General features: G+C 66.4%; 17 protein-coding genes. 5 read left to right on the top strand and 12 right to left on the bottom strand.

The window, feature by feature from the left end; genetic code table 11:
* Positions 1–90: 90 nt before the first annotated feature.
* Entirely contained in the window at positions 91–681 is a 591-nt protein-coding gene (locus QX041_RS14865; protein ID WP_316165774.1) for a hypothetical protein, read from the top strand.
* Positions 682–931: 250 nt separating this feature from the next.
* On the opposite strand, the gene QX041_RS14860 is transcribed toward QX041_RS14865, so the two are convergent.
* From QX041_RS14860 to tkt, 10 genes are all read right to left on the bottom strand, one after another.
* Positions 932–1,723, bottom strand: coding sequence for an inositol monophosphatase family protein (locus QX041_RS14860; RefSeq protein WP_315713903.1), 792 nt, complete (start codon positions 1,721–1,723; stop codon positions 932–934).
* Positions 1,724–1,852: 129 nt separating this feature from the next.
* Entirely contained in the window at positions 1,853–2,935 is a 1,083-nt protein-coding gene (locus QX041_RS14855; protein WP_316165772.1) for a tetratricopeptide repeat protein, read from the bottom strand.
* Positions 2,936–2,945: 10 nt separating this feature from the next.
* Positions 2,946–3,623 carry a thiamine phosphate synthase gene (locus QX041_RS14850; protein WP_316165770.1) on the bottom strand — a complete coding sequence of 226 codons (678 nt, stop codon included), beginning with the start codon at positions 3,621–3,623 and terminating at the stop codon, positions 2,946–2,948.
* Positions 3,623–4,645: a class I fructose-bisphosphate aldolase gene (locus QX041_RS14845; protein WP_315826025.1), complete on the bottom strand. Its 1,023-nt coding sequence runs from the start codon at positions 4,643–4,645 to the stop codon at positions 3,623–3,625. The genes QX041_RS14850 and QX041_RS14845 overlap by 1 nt, the downstream gene beginning before the upstream one ends.
* Before the next feature lie 372 nt (positions 4,646–5,017).
* Positions 5,018–6,085 carry a class II fructose-bisphosphate aldolase gene (fba, locus tag QX041_RS14840; RefSeq protein WP_316165769.1) on the bottom strand — a complete coding sequence of 356 codons (1,068 nt, stop codon included), beginning with the start codon at positions 6,083–6,085 and terminating at the stop codon, positions 5,018–5,020.
* Between the two features lie 196 nt (positions 6,086–6,281).
* Entirely contained in the window at positions 6,282–6,533 is a 252-nt protein-coding gene (locus QX041_RS14835; RefSeq protein ID WP_315713908.1) for a hypothetical protein, read from the bottom strand.
* A 46-nt stretch (positions 6,534–6,579) separates the two neighbouring features.
* Positions 6,580–7,770 carry a phosphoglycerate kinase gene (locus tag QX041_RS14830; RefSeq protein ID WP_315713909.1) on the bottom strand — a complete coding sequence of 397 codons (1,191 nt, stop codon included), beginning with the start codon at positions 7,768–7,770 and terminating at the stop codon, positions 6,580–6,582.
* A 26-nt stretch (positions 7,771–7,796) separates the two neighbouring features.
* Positions 7,797–7,940, bottom strand: a complete 144-nt coding sequence (locus tag QX041_RS14825; RefSeq protein WP_315713910.1) for a hypothetical protein — start codon at positions 7,938–7,940, stop codon at positions 7,797–7,799.
* Positions 7,941–8,044: 104 nt separating this feature from the next.
* Entirely contained in the window at positions 8,045–9,052 is a 1,008-nt protein-coding gene (gene gap, locus QX041_RS14820) for a type I glyceraldehyde-3-phosphate dehydrogenase (RefSeq protein WP_315713911.1), read from the bottom strand.
* Positions 9,053–9,265: 213 nt separating this feature from the next.
* Complete coding sequence (tkt, locus tag QX041_RS14815; protein WP_315713912.1) at positions 9,266–11,251, bottom strand: transketolase; 1,986 nt, start codon at positions 11,249–11,251, stop codon at positions 9,266–9,268.
* A 268-nt stretch (positions 11,252–11,519) separates the two neighbouring features.
* Here tkt and QX041_RS14810 point away from each other — a divergent pair, with 268 nt between their 5' ends.
* Both QX041_RS14810 and QX041_RS14805 read left to right on the top strand, forming a co-directional pair.
* Positions 11,520–11,870 carry a DUF4164 domain-containing protein gene (locus QX041_RS14810; RefSeq protein WP_315713913.1) on the top strand — a complete coding sequence of 117 codons (351 nt, stop codon included), beginning with the start codon at positions 11,520–11,522 and terminating at the stop codon, positions 11,868–11,870.
* Positions 11,867–12,250: a cell division protein ZapA gene (locus QX041_RS14805; RefSeq protein WP_284423241.1), complete on the top strand. Its 384-nt coding sequence runs from the start codon at positions 11,867–11,869 to the stop codon at positions 12,248–12,250. Before QX041_RS14810 ends, QX041_RS14805 begins: the two co-directional genes overlap by 4 nt.
* A gap of 138 nt (positions 12,251–12,388) precedes the next feature.
* Here the strand turns inward: QX041_RS14805 and QX041_RS14800 are convergent, their stop codons facing one another.
* Together QX041_RS14800 and QX041_RS14795 are read right to left on the bottom strand one after the other, a co-directional pair.
* Complete coding sequence (locus QX041_RS14800) at positions 12,389–12,775, bottom strand: ester cyclase (RefSeq protein ID WP_315713914.1); 387 nt, start codon at positions 12,773–12,775, stop codon at positions 12,389–12,391.
* Positions 12,776–12,936: 161 nt separating this feature from the next.
* Positions 12,937–13,140 carry a hypothetical protein gene (locus tag QX041_RS14795; protein ID WP_315713915.1) on the bottom strand — a complete coding sequence of 68 codons (204 nt, stop codon included), beginning with the start codon at positions 13,138–13,140 and terminating at the stop codon, positions 12,937–12,939.
* Positions 13,141–13,351: 211 nt separating this feature from the next.
* Between QX041_RS14795 and QX041_RS14790 the strand changes: the two genes are divergently transcribed.
* Both QX041_RS14790 and QX041_RS14785 read left to right on the top strand, forming a co-directional pair.
* Complete coding sequence (locus QX041_RS14790; protein WP_316165766.1) at positions 13,352–14,620, top strand: serine hydrolase domain-containing protein; 1,269 nt, start codon at positions 13,352–13,354, stop codon at positions 14,618–14,620.
* Positions 14,621–14,623: 3 nt separating this feature from the next.
* The gene (locus tag QX041_RS14785; protein WP_315713917.1) at positions 14,624–15,265 is read left to right on the top strand and encodes a glutathione S-transferase family protein; all 642 of its coding nucleotides are present in this window, start codon (positions 14,624–14,626) and stop codon (positions 15,263–15,265) included.
* Positions 15,266–15,494: the final 229 nt, after the last annotated feature.

The raw sequence follows: 15,494 nt of genomic DNA, 5'->3' as shown, positions 1-15,494 counted from the left end.
CGTCCGGGCGGCGACACCGGAGGCTCACCTCCTCGGCTGGAGTTCCCGAGACTCTACGTGTATTCTGCGACGACACGTGACGGGTGCGGCATGTCGATGGTCTCTCGCAAATCTGTTCTCGCGTTGGTGTTCGCTGGTCTCGGTGCCTCAGCCGCCCACGCCCAATCCGGTCCCGTCAAATATTGGCTGCCGGGCTGGCCGGTCGGCTTCAGCGACTCCGGCAGTCTCAATTCCTACGGCGACTTTCCAAGCTTCACGGGCAGCGGCAAGGACAGCGGCTTCTTCGCGCGGAGCTACAGCGCGACGAACAATTGGGCGGCGCTGTCGGGCGTCGGCCTGAGCTCGAACCTCGTCAACCGTTACGGCGGGCTCGGGTCGTACACGACCGAGGGCGCGCAATACGGCTACACCTTCAAGAGCGGCGTCAGCTTCTATGGCGGCTTCGAGACGCTGAAATACAATCCCGGCCTCGGTGGCCCGTTCGCGACGTTCGACGGGCGATCGACCTCGACGCCGGCCTACGCGATCAATGGCGGCGTCGAGTTCAAGCCGACATCCAATGTCAGCCTGTCGCTCGGCTTCAGCTATGCCGGCCAGTCGTCCGATCGCATCGACAGCGACATCAATTCCCCGGCATTGCCCGGCGCGACGCCGCAGGCGTTCACCAGCGGGCGCAGATAGCGTTCAGGCTGTAGATAGCTTTCCGGCGGTAGAGCTCGGCCGCCAACTCCATCCTCGGCGTCGTCCCGGAGAAGCGCGCGTATGCGCGCGCAGATCCGGGACCCATACCCCCAGGGAGATGTTTGAGGCGCGCAGGTCGCCCCATCTCGCTCCATCAGAACAGCCGGTGGTTATGGGTCCCGGCTCAAGGCCGGGACGACACCGTATGTGAAGCGAGCGGTGCGAACGGCGTGGCCGCGCAGAATCAAAGCTACGCCGCCGCCTTCAGCACCTTCACGAGCTCGCGGTGAATGACCTCGTTGCCGCACACGACGTGCCCGGTCGCCAGCGCGTCCTCCTTGCCGTCGATGCCCGACACGGTGCCGCCGGCCTCGCGCACCATGATCAGGCCGGCCGCGATGTCCCAGGGCTGCAGGTCGCGTTCCCAATAGGCGTCGAAGCGACCGGCGGCGACGAAGGCGAGGTCGAGCGAGGCGGCGCCGAAGCGGCGGAGCCCTGCGACCTTGACCTGCAGCGAGGTCATCTCGCGCAGGAACAGCTGGTGGTCGCCGCGGCCGATATGCGGCAGGCCGCAGGCGATGACGCATTCATGGAGCTGGCGCCGTGCGGCGACGCGCAGCCGCTGGTCGTTGAGGAACGCGCCCTTGCCGCGCTCGGCGATGTAGAGCTCGTCATTGGCGGGATTGTAGATCACGCCGGCGATCACGGTGTCCTCGCGCTGGAGCGCGATCGAGATCGCGAATTGCGGGATGCCGTGCAGGAAGTTGGTGGTGCCGTCGAGCGGATCGACGATCCAGGTGTGCGACTTGTCGCTGCCTTCCCGCTTGCCGCCTTCCTCGCCGAGAAAGCCGTAGCCGGGCCGGGCCTTCGAGAGGTCCTCGTACAGCATCTCCTCGGCCTTCTTGTCGGCGCGCGAGACGAAGTTCGCCGGGCCCTTCAGCGACACCTGCAGGTGCTCGATCTCGCCGAGATCGCGCTTGAGGTTGCGACCGGCGCGGCGCGCGGCCTTGACCATGACATTGATGAGGGCGGAATGGATCATGAGCTCGATGCGCTGGGCTGACCGCACCTCGCGGTGCGCGCCTTCCCCGGAAGCGGACGAAGGCGGGTGAAATGGCTGGCTGTGGGTGCCCTGCCGGGGCCGCCGCGTCAAGGCCGGATCAGCGGCCGATCACTTGATGGTGCCCAGCCAGCGCTTGGCGGCCTGTTCGCCCTTGGCGCGGTCTTCGGGGGGCATGTCGGCGAATTTCTCGTCGAGCTTGGGATCGCCCTTGCCGGCTGTCTTGGCCACCAGGTGCCATTTGTAGGCCTCGACCTTGTCCATCTGGGTGGCGATTCCATACAGCAGCACCCATGCCAGTCGGTTCTGGGCGACCGGGCTGTTCTGCCGCGCGGCCCTGCGCAGCAGCGCGATTGCCGCGGGCTGGTCCTTCGGCACGCCGGTGCCGTTGAACAGCGCGATCGCGTATTCGACCTCGGCGTCGATATTGTCGGCGACCGCGGCCGCCTTCAGCAATTGGGCGGCCTTCTCGAGGTCTTTCGGCACGCCGGTTCCTTCCTTGTAGAAGGTCGCTAGCGCGTATTGCGCCTCGGCGTTGCCGGCATCCGCAGCAAGGCGCAGCAGCTCGGCCGAGCGTCTGAGGTCCTGCGGAAAGGTCTGGCCGTCGAGATAGAGCAGCGCGAGATTGTAGGCCGCCTTGGGCTCGCCGAGCTTGGCGGCGGAGGCCAGCAGCTTGACCGCCTCGAGCTTGTCGACAGGGCCGCCGCGCCCGGCCAGCCGCATCATCGCCAGCGCGAACATCGCTTCGCGGTCGCCGGCCTCGGCGGCGCGTTTGTACCAGATCGCCGCCTTGTCGTAGTCGCGGCGGATGCCCATGGCGTTTTCGTAGAGCTGGCCGAGCATCGCCATGGCCTTGGGGTCGCCGGCCTGGGCGCGCGGCGACGCCAGATCGAACGCGGTCTTGTACTGGCCGCGCTGATAGGCGCCGTAGACCACGTCGACATTGGGATCATTGGCGGCGGGCTGTGGCGTCGCGGCCGGCGCCGGGGCGGCCGGCTTGGCCGACGGGGCAGGGGCTGGCTTCTTCGCAGCGGACGGTGCCGGCGGCTTGGGCCTCTCCGCCGGCCTTTCGACCGGCTTGGGCTTTTCCGTCGGCGGCTGCTGAGCAGGCGGCGTCAACGAGATCTGCGCGGCCGCGCCCGTCGTCGCCATGGCGAGCGCAGCAACAACACATGTCAGGCGCAGGATCGTCATCGGCGGCCGTTCAGCTCTGTCCCGGCGCGTCGGCCAGCACGGCCGTATGCGCGCTCCGGATCGCGGCGCTGATCTCGTCAAGAGCGGCGGCCGGACCGCGGGCGTCGTTCCAGACGAGGTCGTCGACCAGCACGAAATCGGCTCCCGCGGCGACGAAGTCCGCGGCTTCCTTGAGCGAGATCGCATAGCCGACGCAGGGCGGCTCGAACAGCTCGGCCCACCAGGCCAGGCGCTCGTTGACGGCATCCGGCGAGGGCCGCCGGCCCTGCGCGTCGCGCTCGCCGAACAGCACATAGTCGGCGCCAAGCTCGCCGGCACGCATCGAATCATGCCGTGTCGACAGGCCGCCGCAGCCGGCGATGCGGTCCGGCTTCAGGCCGGGCAGCGCCTCTTCCAGCGCGGCGACGCCGGTCAGATGCGCGCCATCGGCGCCGGCGCGGGCCACGATGTCGGGATGGCCGTCGATCAGCAGCGCCGCACCGGCGCCCTGGATCGCCGGCGCCAGCGTCTTGACCGTCGTGATCATGCTGCGCGGATCGCTCTCCTTCAGCCGCACCAGCACCGCCGCCACATCGGCGCTGGCGAGGATCGCCGGCAGGCCGGCGGCCAGCGCCGCCGCGTCGGTCACGACCGGCGTTGCTAGATACAGGCGCGGCGCGGGCCGCGCGGATGTCGTCTTGCCGGACACTAGGCGGCCTCTTTCTCGAGCGCGGCGGTCCACTGGCCGCGGCTGGCAAGCGCGTTCATGCGAGCGCGGTGGGTGAAGGCCCGCTGGCCGGTAGCGACGTTCGCCGCCTTGCCGGCCCATGCCTGTTGCGGCGCGGCCTGCAACGCACGGCCATAGGAGAAGGTCAGCCTCCAGGGCAGCGGACCGAGCCGGTTCATCGCGTCGAGATGCGCGGTCGCGCTCTCGTCGGATTGTCCGCCGGACAGGAAGGCGATGCCGGGCACCGCCGCAGGCACGCATTCCTTCAGCAGTTGGACGGTCCTTTCGGCGACCTCCTGCACCCCGGCCTGGTCCGGCGATTGCTTGCCCGGGACCGCCATGTTGGGCTTCAGGATCATGCCTTCCAACGCGACGCGCTGGATGCGCAATTCACGAAACACCTCGTTCAGGACGCGGCGCGTGACGTCGAAGCAGCGAGCGATATCATGATCGCCGTCCATCAGCACCTCCGGTTCGACGATCGGCACGATGTTCGCGGCCTGGCACAGGGCGGCATAGCGGCCGAGCGCATGCGCGTTGACATGGATCGCTGTCATCGAAGGGATATTGTCCTTGTCGATATCGATCACGGCCCGCCATTTGGCGAAGCGCGCACCCAGCGCGTAGTACGTCGCCAGCCGATCCGCAAGCCTGTCGAGCCCGGCCGTGACCCGCTCGCCGGGGCAGCCGGGCAGCGGTTGCGTTCCCTCGTCGACCTTGATGCCGGGAATGGCGCCGGCCGCTTCGATCAGCTTCACCAGCGGGGTGCCGTCGGCGGCGTTCTGCCGGATGGTTTCGTCATAGAGAATGACGCCGGAGATGAACGACATGCCTGCGCTGCGGAACAGCATCTCGCGATAGTCGCGGCGGTTCTGTTCGGTCGATTCGACCTTGATGGCATCGAAGCGCTTCTTGATCGTCCCGGTGGATTCATCGGCGGCGAGAATGCCCTTGCCCGGCGCGACCATGGCAAGGGCCGTGGTGTTCAGTGCGGAGAGGTTCATGCTTGGCTCCAGACGCACCTGCCCTGCCCATCAAAATAGACGGTTCTCGGGCGGTTGCCGAGCAAACATTGGCCGCAGGTGAGGCGGACTCTCGGAGAGGTGAAGGGAGGTTGCTGATGGGGCAACCTTGTCAACTCAGCGGCAGTCGGCTCCCCTCCCCGCACGAGCAGGGCGATCGCATTTGACGAATTCGGCAATCGCGGCACGAACTGCTGCCAACGAGTTACTCCCTCATGGCCGGGACAAGCCCGGCCATGACGAAGTGGAAAAAGGCGGGCGCAAGACGTAAAGCGCCAGATGCGATAGCCCTACCCGCAAGGGGGAGGGGAGCACACCGAGTTCAGGGCGAAGGTCGAACTACACGACGAACGCTCACGCGACCTTCGGGGCGAGCTCACCCTTGGCGTAGCGCTTGGCCATCTCGGCCGTCGTCAGCACGCGCTTGATCTTCGAGGCCTGGCCGGCGGTGTTGAACTCCTGCAGGCGCTGCTTGCACAGCTTGGCCATCGCCTCCATCGCCGGCTTCAGGTACTTGCGCGGATCGAATTCCTCCGGGTGCTCCGACAGCACCTTGCGGATCTGGCCGGTCATCGCCATGCGGTTGTCGGTGTCGATGTTGATCTTGCGGACGCCGTTCTTGATGCCGCGCTGGATCTCGCTGACCGGCACGCCCCAGGTCGGCTTCATCTTGCCGCCATAGGCGTTGATGATCTCCTGCAGATCCTGCGGCACCGACGACGAGCCGTGCATCACGAGATGCGTGTTCGGCAGCTTGCGGTGGATCTCCTCGATCACGTTCATGGCGAGGATGTCGCCGTCGGGCTTGCGCGTGAACTTGTAGGCACCGTGCGACGTTCCCATCGCGATCGCGAGCGCGTCGACCTGGGTCTCGCGCACGAACTTCACGGCCTCGTCCGGATTGGTCAGCAGCTGGTCGTGGGACAGCTTGCCCTCGGCGCCGTGGCCGTCCTCCTTGTCGCCCATTCCGGTCTCGAGCGAGCCGAGCACGCCGAGCTCGCCCTCGACCGAGATGCCGCCGAGATGCGCCATGGTGGCGACCGTCTTGGTGACGCCGACATTGTAGTCCCAGTCAGCCGGGGTCTTGCCGTCGGCCTTCAGCGAGCCGTCCATCATCACCGAGGTGAAGCCGGACTGGATCGCGGTCATGCAGGTGTCGGGACCGTTGCCATGATCGAGATGCACGCACACCGGAATGTGCGGATAGATCTCGGTGACCGCGTCCATCATGTGCTTGAGCATGACGTCGTTGGCATAGGAGCGGGCGCCGCGCGAGGCCTGGATGATGACCGGCGCGTCGACCGCATTGGCCGCCTCCATGATCGCCAGCGCCTGCTCCATGTTGTTGATGTTGAACGCCGGGACGCCGTAGTCATTTTCCGCCGCGTGGTCGAGCAATTGACGCAACGTGATACGAGCCATGGCTGGAACTCCCTGAGATTAAGGATTGGACCGTGCGGCAGGATGCGCACGCGCCGAAACTGCTGCACCGTGCATAACGCGGTGGTGGGCGGATTCCAAGGGCAGTGGCGACGCAGCCTGGAGGAGGAGGCGGTCAGGATACGTCTAGGGTTAGCGCGTAGGGCTGGCGCGTTGCCGGTAGCTCAACGATGGGAGATCAGGTCTTCCTGGCTTCAAGAGCGGTGATGCGTTCCTCGACCTCGGTGACACGCACGTCTAAGTCACCGGCGGCCGCGCGCATCATCACCAGCATGCCGGCAGAGTCCCGACGCTGCCTGCGGATCAAGGCTTCCATGCGCTCGTGCTCGGCTCGATTATCCAGCCTGAACTGTCCGACCTCTGTCCGGAGCGCAGCAATGCTCTCCTGGATCTTGATCAGGATCGAATGGTCTGTCGGAGTCTCGACCATGGATGGAACATAACAGAAACATCCATGGCCGACAACGTTCGAGAAATCAGATCTTCAGCACCTCGACGCCCGGCAGCGGCTTGCCTTCCATCCACTCCAGGAAAGCGCCGCCGGCGGTCGAGACATAGGTGAAGTCCGAGGCAACTCCGGCCTGGTTGAGCGCGGCGACGGTATCGCCGCCGCCGGCCACCGAAACCAGCTTCTTGGCCTTGGTACGCTCGGCCGCGTGCTTGGCGGCGACCATCGTGCCGCGGTCGAACGGCGTCAGCTCGAAGGCGCCGAGCGGACCGTTCCACACCAGCGTCGCGGCGTCGTCGATCGCGGCATGGATGCGGGCGGTCGATTGCGGGCCGACGTCGAGGATCATGCTGTCCGGCGGGATGGCGTCGAGGCCATAGGCGAAGGACGGCGAGTTGGCCGCGAAGTGATACGAAACGGTGGCATCCACCGGCAGGATGATGGCGCAGTTCGAGGCCTCGGCCTTCTCCATGATCCTGAGCGCGGTGGCGGCGAGATCCTTCTCAGCCAGCGACTTGCCGATCTGCACGCCCTGTGCATGCAGGAAGGTGTTGGCCATGCCGCCGCCGATCACCAGCGCATCGACCTTGGTGACGAGGTTTTCCAGCAGGTCGATCTTGGTGGAGACCTTGGCGCCGCCGACGATCGCGATGACCGGCTTGGCCGGCCGGCCCAGCGCCTTGTCGAGCGCGTCGAGCTCGGCCTGCATGGTGCGGCCGGCATAGGCCGGCAGCTTGTGGCCGAGGCCTTCGGTCGAGGCGTGGGCGCGGTGCGCGGCGGAGAAGGCGTCGTTGACCCAGATGTCACCGAGCTTGGCGAGCTCGGCGACGAACGCCGGATCGTTCTTCTCTTCCTCCTTGTGGAAGCGCGTGTTCTCCAGGCACAGCACGTCGCCGTCCTTCATCGCGGCGATGGCGGTCGCCGCCGGCTCGCCGATGCAATCGTCGGCAAAGGCGACAGGACGCTTGATCACCTGCGAGAGCGCAGTGGCGACCGGCTTCAGCGAGTCCTTGGCATCGCGCCCCTTCGGCCGGCCGAAATGCGCGAGCAGGATGACCTTGCCGCCCTTGGTCGCGATCTCATTGATGGTCGGCGCGACGCGCTCCAGGCGCGTCGCATCGCTGACGTGGCCATTCTCCATGGGCACGTTCAGGTCGACGCGCAGCAGCACGCGTTTGCCTTTGACGTCGACGTCGTCGAGGGTGCGGAATTGTTTCATTGAAGCCACCGTTGAACGAGGGACTATCAGGGCTGATTGTAGCCGTTGGTGTTTTCCGGCGGATCGCCTTCCTGCTTCGTCGTCACCCGCATGCCTTGGCGGAAACCATAGGCAATCAGGCCGATCAGCAGCAGCGCGCCGGGGATTCCAAGCCAGTTGGGAAGGGTCATCGCGCTTCCTCAGCCGTCGTTCCGGGGCGGTCCGCAGGACCGCACCCGGATCTCGAGATTCCGGGGGCCTCTCTGCAAGGCGCCCCGGAATGACTGGGCGAGAGTTAGAGCAGCTTGCCCATCGCGACGGCGGTGTCGGCCATGCGGTTGGAGAAGCCCCACTCGTTGTCGTACCAGGACATCACGCGCACGAGGTTGCCGTTCATGACCTTGGTCTGGTCCATGTGGAACGTCGAGGAGTGCGGATCGTGGTTGAAGTCGATCGAGACGTTCGGCGACGTGGTGTAGCCGAGCACGCCCTTGAGCTCCTGCTCGGCGGCGCGCTTCATCGCCTCGTTGATCTCCTTCGGGTCGGTGTTGCGCTTGGCGACGATCTTGAGATCCACCACCGAGACGTTCGGCGTCGGCACGCGGATCGCGACGCCGTCGAGCTTGCCCTTCAGCTCGGGCAGCACCAGGCCGATCGCCTTGGCCGCGCCGGTCGAGGTCGGGATCATCGACATCGCCGCCGCGCGGCCGCGATAGAGATCCTTGTGCATGGTGTCGAGTGTCGGCTGGTCGCCGGTGTAGGCGTGGATCGTGGTCATGAAGCCGGTCTCGATGCCGACGGTGTCGTTCAGCACCTTGGCGATCGGCGCCAGACAGTTGGTGGTGCAGGAGCCGTTGGAGACGACGAGGTGATCCTTGGTCAGCGTCGTGTGATTGACGCCGTAGACGATGGTCGCGTCGGCGCCGTCGGCCGGGGCCGAGACCAGCACGCGCTTGGCGCCGGCGGTCAGATGCGCGGAGGCCTTGTCCTTGGAGGTGAAGATGCCGGTGCATTCCAGCGCGATGTCGACGCCGAGGTCCTTCCAGGGCAGCTTCGACGGATCACGCTCGGCGGTGACCTTGATCTTGCCGTTGCCGATATCGATCGTGTCACCGTCGACGGTCACGGTATGGGGGAAGCGGCCGTGCACGCTGTCGAAGCGCAGCAGGTGGGCGTTGGTCTCGACCGGGCCGAGATCGTTGATGCCGACCACCACGATGTCCTTGCGACCCGATTCCGCGATGGCGCGCAGAACGTTGCGGCCGATGCGGCCAAACCCGTTGATCCCGACCCGGACTGCCATTTTCGTCTCCTTCAATGACGTTTCTCGTCCCTCGCAGCCGGCCCCTGGCAAGGGCTCTACGAGGGTTTGGACCTGTTGACGCCCGGTTCTGCCGGGCGCGAGCGGACGATATGGCCCTTTCGTAGTCCTTTTTTTGCGCTCGCTCAACCGTCGCGAATCATGTTCGCGCGGCGCTCCTGATTTGGTGAACCGCCGCGCAGGATCGAGCGGGCTTTACGCCAGCCGCTGTACGGCCGCCGCGACAGCCGCCTCGGCGGTGATGCCGAAATGCTTGTAGAGCTCCTTGGCCGGGCCGCTCTCGCCGAACGAATGCATGCCGATGAAGATGCCGTCCTGGCCGATCACCGCGTCCCAGCCCCAGCGCACCGCGGCCTCGATGGCGATCTTGACCGGAGCGTTGCCGATGATCTTGGCCCTGGCCTCGGCCGGCTGCTCGAGCAGCAGCTCCAGCGACGGTACCGAGACGACGCGGGCTGGGATGCCACGCTCGGCGAGCTGCTTCTGCGCGGCCACGGCGATCTCGACCTCGGAGCCGGTCGCGAACAGCGACACCTTGGCCTCGCCCTGCGCGGCGACGAGCTCGTAGCCGCCCCGGCTGCACGGATTGTCCGCCGGCGCGGAGGTGCGCAGCTGCGGCAGGTTCTGCCGCGTCAGCGCCAGCACGGTCGGGCCGTTGGTGCGGTTCAGCGCCAGCTCCCAGCATTCGGCGGTCTCGACCGCGTCGCACGGCCGGAACACGCGCATGTTCGGGATCGCGCGCAGCGCCGCCAGATGCTCGACCGGCTGGTGCGTCGGGCCGTCCTCGCCGAGGCCGATCGAATCATGCGTCAGCACATAGACGACGCCCGCGCCCATCAGCGCCGACAGCCTGATAGCACCGCGCGCGTAGTCCGAGAACACTAGGAAGGTGGCGCCGTTCGGCGCGAAGCCGCCATGCAGGAAGATGCCGTTCATGCAGGCGGCCATGCCGTGCTCACGGATGCCGTAGTGGATGAAGCGGCCCTTCGGCGTCTTGGCCGAGAACGAGACGGCCGACTTCGCCTTGTTGTTGTTGGAGCCGGTGAGGTCGGCGGAGCCGGCCACGAACTCGAACGGCATGGCGGCTGCGATCACCTCGATCGCGGCCTCCGACGATTTGCGGGTGGCGACGTTGAGCGGGGTCTCCAGCAGCGCCTTCTTGTGGTCCTTCAGCGCCTTCGCCAGCGCGGCGGGCCGCTCGTGGCGCAGCCGCCGTTCGAACTCGGCGCGCTTGCGCGGGCCCATCTCGCCGAGCCGGGTCTCCCACTCCGCCCGTGCGGTTGCGCCGCGGCGGCCGGCCTCGCGCCAGGCGGCGAGCACGTCGTCGGGCACGGAGAACGGCTCCTGCGAAATGCCGAGCTTCTCCTTGGCGCCCTTCAATTCCTCCGCGCCGAGCGCCTCGCCATGCACCTTGGAGGTGCCGGCCTTGGTCGGCGCGCCGTAGCCGATGGTGGTCTTGCAGGCGATCAGCGACGGCTTCGACGACTTCTGCGCCCGCGCGATCGCGGCCGCAATCGCCTCGGGATCATGGCCGTCGATCAGCTCGGCGGCCCAGCCGCACGCCTTGAAGCGCTTCACCTGGTCCACCGAGTCGGCGATCGACAGCGGGCCGTCGATCGAGATCCCGTTGTCGTCCCACAGCACGATCAGCTTGTTGAGCTTCCAGTGCCCGGCCATCGCGATCGCTTCCTGGGAGATGCCCTCCATCAGGTCGCCGTCCGAGGCCAGCACATAGGTGTGGTGGTCGACGATCTTCTTGCCGTATTCCGCCTGCAGCATCTTCTCGGCCAGCGCCATGCCGACCGCGGTGGAGATGCCCTGGCCGAGCGGGCCGGTGGTGGTCTCGATGCCCTTGGTGCGGAAATTCTCCGGATGGCCGGGGGTGAGCGAACCGACCTGGCGGAAGCGCTTGATCTGGTCGAGCGTCATCTCCTCGTTGCCGGTCAGATACAGCAGCGCATAGAGCAGCATCGAGCCGTGGCCGGCCGACAGCACGAAGCGGTCGCGGTCCGGCCAGGCGGGCGCTGCGGCATCGTATTTCAGCACGCGGGTGAACAGCACTGTGGCGACGTCCGCCGCGCCCATCGGCAGGCCGGGATGGCCCGATTTGGCCTTCTCGACGGCGTCCATTGCGAGCCCGCGGATGGCGTTGGCCATGCGGGAATGATCGACCTGCGTCATGCTGGAATCCGTCCAAACGTGAAATGCTGATGACAGGAGCGCCGCCGGTATTGCTGGCGGGCCGGGATTTTGCGGGCTGATTAGCACCTCGGTTCCGGGAATCAAAGGTTCTGCAACGCCGGGAACCTCCCAAAAGTTGCTTAGTAGTGCATAGTTTCGGCCGAGCGTTGCGCTTGGCTCGCCCACCACGTAAGATTTTGCCCGTAACCGCTTGCCGGACAGCGCTTTTGTCGCATCCCGCTTGCTCCGAGGGCCTCGCATCCGTGCCATGAACGATCACCCTGCCAATCTTACCGGCCAGGTGGAACCCGGCGCCGCCGATCTCGAGGCGGCGACGCGGCGACTGATGACGGCCCTCGACGCGCTGGAGAGCGCGGTCGAGCGGCGGCGCGAGGCGGATCGTGACGAGGACGAGCTGGCGACGCGCATCCAGGCGCTCGGCGCCGACCGCTCGCGTCTCGCCGACGAGCTCGACGGCTCCCTGATGAAGACGCGCCGGCTCGAGCGCACCAACCGCGAGATCGCCGAACGCCTGGACACCGCGATCGGCACGATCCGCGCGGTGCTCGCTGGTGGCGACGGGCAGGACGCCGCGCATGATGATGAGGACGAGGAATGAGCCACATCAACGTCACCATCAACGGCCGTCAATATCGCATGGCCTGCGAGGAGGGCCAGGAGCTGCGGCTGCTGAAGCTCGCGGAGAGTCTCGAGACGCGCATCACCAATCTGCGCGGCAAGTTCGGCGAGATCGGCGACGCCCGACTCACCGTGATGGCGGCGCTCACCGTGTGCGATGAGCTGATCGATGCCAATCAGCGCGTCCAGGTGCTGGAGCAGGAGCTCGAAGGCCTGCGCAACGTCCGCAACCAGGCCAGCGACCGCGCCCGTGCCACGCAGGTCGCGGTGGCGAAGGCGCTGAACGCCGCCGCCGAGCGCATCGAGCGCACCACACAGGTGCTGAACCGCACCATCGGCGGTGGTGTGGCGATCGGGTGAGACGATTCAAGCCCTCGCGACAACGTATCATCGTGTTGTGGGTCTCTCCATCAGCGATTGTCTGACCTGCCGCCTCATCCAAGGTGTCGTCCCGGCCTTGAGCCCATTGGGGCGGCTGGTGCCGCCACGCGTTCGCATTCACAGCTGCGCCTCGATTGCGGCCTTGTCGATGACCGACCACACCTCCACGATCTTGCGCTCGCGGAATTCGTAGAACACGTTCTCGGTGAAGGCGACGCGCTGGCCGTCGATGGCGAGCCCGAGAAATTCGCCGGATGGCGTGCAGTCGAAGTACAGCCGGCTCGCGACGCGGGGCGGGTCTGATAGCAGCAGGCCGATGTTGAAACGGAGATCGGGAATGTCGGCGAAGTTTCCGATCAGCATGTCGCGATAGCCGGAGAGTCCGAGCTGCCGGCCGTTGTGAACGACGTGCTCGTGCACGAAATCGCCGAGCTGCGGCCAAGCCTGCGCATTCAGGCACACGATATAGCCGCGATAGTGATTGGCGAGCTCGGGTCCGGTCATGGCGCGGCTGTTTGGACGAACGCGTTGCATCGAACAACACGGGGCCGGCATGGCGGTTCCCAGCCCGTAGCCTCAATGAAGGTCAGCGATATCCGAGACCATCTCGGTGCCCGCGCTTTCCCGGGCGTCGCTTCGCTCATGCGGGCTACATGGCCCTCGCGTCAAAGACCCTCCAACAGCGTCGCGATCGTCTCCAGCGGGTAGGCCGCCGCCAGGCTACCGACGCCCAGGCCGATGACGCCGAGGACAATGGCGCCGATCCAGCCATGATAGTGAAAGCCGACGGCTGCGCCGACGAAGGCTCCGGTCGCAAGCGTACAAATGGCCCAGAGCGTGTGAAGGATGAGTCCGATCGTCCTCAGCATGCGTGATCTCGCGTGTCAGCGGTCTCGCCCGTCTCCCTCCGATTGGTCGCGCGGATACGCCGTTGTGCGGCAGCGAGGCCGATCACGTCATCGCGATGCGATCGTGTTGCGACCGCTTGTCGTTCCTCCCTGTGTCCTCTACTCATTGTCCAGGCGGAGCCATTGAATCCCGTGGCGACAAACGGGATCGTCCGCGCATCAGGGAGTGCCCATGAAGACGCTGCTCAAGGCGGCCGTAGCCACAGCCTTCACCATGATCATCACGCAGCTCTCGGCCGCGCCGCTGCCCGAAGCCAAGCCCGACGAGGTCGGCTTCTCGCCGGCGGGTCTCGCGCGCATGGATGATTTCTTCGCCCGCGAGATCGCCGCCAAGCGCGTGCCCGGCGCGGTCGTGGCGATCGCGCGCGACGGCAAGCTCGTGCATTACAAGGCCTACGGCCAGCTCGATCCGGTCAAGGGCACGCCGATGCCGCTCGACGCGATCTTCGCCCTGGCCTCGATGACCAAGCCGTTGACTGCGGTCGGCGGGCTGATGCTGATGGAGCAGGGGCGGCTGCCGCTGCAGGCCAGGCTCGCCGACTACTATCCGGCATTCGCCGACATGAAGGTCGGCGTCACCCAGGAAAACGGAGCGCTGCTGCTGGTGCCGCAGGCCCGCCCCATCCTGATCCATGATCTCTACCGCCACACCTCGGGCCTGATGTATGGCGGCCGGCCGGACAGCTCGAGCGCGGTGGCGCGGCTCTATCCCGACGGCACCGCGCCTGCGATCGAAGGCGACACCCAGGCGTTCATCGAGCGCATCACCAAGCTGCCGCTGGCGCATCAGCCCGGCACGCAGTTCGAATACGGCTTCTCCATCGACGTGCTCGGCGCCGTGATCGAGAAGGTCAGCGAGCAGCGGCTCGGCGAATATCTGTCGGCCAATCTCTGGAAGCCGCTCGGCATGGCCGATGCGACGTTCGCGCCGACCGACGCACAGCGCCCGCGGCTGGCGCATCCGTTTCCGAACAATCCGCTGACCGGCAAGCCGCAGGCGATCAAGCTGCTGGACACGCCGACCAAGTCGGACTGCGGCGGCGTCTGCTCGTTCGCCACCATCGGCGACTACGTCCGCTTCGGCCAGATGCTGCTCAATGGCGGCGAGCTCGACGGCGCGCGCATCCTGAGTCCGAAGACGGTGCACCACATGACCTCCAACCATCTCGGGCCCGAGATCAAGAACACCGTCGCCAATGTGGAGCCGCATCGCGCCGGCTTCAGCTTCGGGCTCGGCGTCGCCGTGCGCGTCAGCGAGGGCCTGTCGGCGGTGCCCGGCAATCCCGGTGAGTTCAGCTGGAACGGCGCCTATGGCACGCAGTTCTTCTGCGATCCCAGGGAGCGTCTCGTCGTCGTGGTCGGCACGGCGGCGCCCGGGGACTTGCGCAAATATTATCGCGAGCAGGTGCAGGACATCGTCTATGGCGCGATGGTGAAATAGCGCATGCTCACGGTTCATCACCTCGGCAAGTCGCAGTCCGAACGTATCGTCTGGCTCTGCGAGGAGCTGGAAATTCCGTACGAACTGAAATGCTACACGCGCGACGCCCGGACGATGCTGGCGCCGCCCGAGTACAAGGCGCTGCATCCGATCGGCGCGGCGCCCGTGATCACCGATGGCGATCTCGTGCTCGCCGAATCCGGCGCGATCGTCGACTACGTCACCGCGACCTACGGCCAAGACCGCTTGCGGCCTGGGCCTGATGATCCCAGCTTCGCGCCGTTCCTCTACTGGCTTCATTTCGCCAACGGTACGTTGCAGGCGGCGATGGGCCGACTGATGATCCTCAACCGGCTGCATCTGCCCGACGACAATCCGGTTCTCGGCGCCATCAGGGCGAGGCTCGACCGTGCCTTCGCGCTGGTCGAGGCGCGTTGCGGCGAGGCGGATTATCTCGCGGGAAACGCGCTCACCACCGCCGACATCATGACCGTCTTCTCGCTCACCACCATGCGCTACTTCCTGCCCTACGATCTCGGACCCTTCCCCAACATCCGCGCCTATCTCGCCCGCATCGCTGCGCGCCCGGCCTATCAGCGCGCGATGGCCAAGGGGGATCCGGGGATGGCGTTGTTGTTGAGCTGATCGTCGCGGGTCGGAAGATCGCTTTGGCGGCTTGCTCGGTGTACCTCGCCCCGCTTGCGGGGAGAGCTCGGATTGCATCGTGAGATGCAATCCGGGTGAGGGGGGACAGGTCTCACCACGTGCACTCCCCGTGCGTCGGCCCCTTATCCCAACCCTCTCCCCGTGAGAACGGGGAGAGGGAGCAGACTGTCCGAGCCGCCATGTCTCGTCCCACTATTTTTCAGCTTCT

It is taken from the genome of Bradyrhizobium sp. SZCCHNRI2009 (genome assembly GCF_032485115.1).
GTDB lineage: Bacteria > Pseudomonadota > Alphaproteobacteria > Rhizobiales > Xanthobacteraceae > Bradyrhizobium.
Note: the sequence above shows the minus strand (reverse complement) of the source record. Positions and strands in the feature narration are given on the sequence as shown.

Excerpts from the sequence above, each read along its gene's own strand:
- QX041_RS14865 (WP_316165774.1), top strand. The coding sequence starts at position 91 with ATGTCGATGGTCTCTCGCAAATCTGTTCTCGCGTTGGTGTTCGCTGGT.
- QX041_RS14860 (WP_315713903.1), bottom strand. The coding sequence starts at position 1,723 with ATGATCCATTCCGCCCTCATCAATGTCATGGTCAAGGCCGCGCGCCGC.
- QX041_RS14855 (WP_316165772.1), bottom strand. The coding sequence starts at position 2,935 with ATGACGATCCTGCGCCTGACATGTGTTGTTGCTGCGCTCGCCATGGCG.
- QX041_RS14845 (WP_315826025.1), bottom strand. The coding sequence starts at position 4,645 with ATGAACCTCTCCGCACTGAACACCACGGCCCTTGCCATGGTCGCGCCG.
- fba (WP_316165769.1), bottom strand. The coding sequence starts at position 6,085 with ATGGCTCGTATCACGTTGCGTCAATTGCTCGACCACGCGGCGGAAAAT.
- QX041_RS14835 (WP_315713908.1), bottom strand. The coding sequence starts at position 6,533 with ATGGTCGAGACTCCGACAGACCATTCGATCCTGATCAAGATCCAGGAG.
- QX041_RS14830 (WP_315713909.1), bottom strand. The coding sequence starts at position 7,770 with ATGAAACAATTCCGCACCCTCGACGACGTCGACGTCAAAGGCAAACGC.
- QX041_RS14825 (WP_315713910.1), bottom strand. The coding sequence starts at position 7,940 with ATGACCCTTCCCAACTGGCTTGGAATCCCCGGCGCGCTGCTGCTGATC.
- gap (WP_315713911.1), bottom strand. The coding sequence starts at position 9,052 with ATGGCAGTCCGGGTCGGGATCAACGGGTTTGGCCGCATCGGCCGCAAC.
- tkt (WP_315713912.1), bottom strand. The coding sequence starts at position 11,251 with ATGACGCAGGTCGATCATTCCCGCATGGCCAACGCCATCCGCGGGCTC.
- QX041_RS14810 (WP_315713913.1), top strand. The coding sequence starts at position 11,520 with ATGAACGATCACCCTGCCAATCTTACCGGCCAGGTGGAACCCGGCGCC.
- QX041_RS14805 (WP_284423241.1), top strand. The coding sequence starts at position 11,867 with ATGAGCCACATCAACGTCACCATCAACGGCCGTCAATATCGCATGGCC.
- QX041_RS14800 (WP_315713914.1), bottom strand. The coding sequence starts at position 12,775 with ATGACCGGACCCGAGCTCGCCAATCACTATCGCGGCTATATCGTGTGC.
- QX041_RS14795 (WP_315713915.1), bottom strand. The coding sequence starts at position 13,140 with ATGCTGAGGACGATCGGACTCATCCTTCACACGCTCTGGGCCATTTGT.
- QX041_RS14790 (WP_316165766.1), top strand. The coding sequence starts at position 13,352 with ATGAAGACGCTGCTCAAGGCGGCCGTAGCCACAGCCTTCACCATGATC.
- QX041_RS14785 (WP_315713917.1), top strand. The coding sequence starts at position 14,624 with ATGCTCACGGTTCATCACCTCGGCAAGTCGCAGTCCGAACGTATCGTC.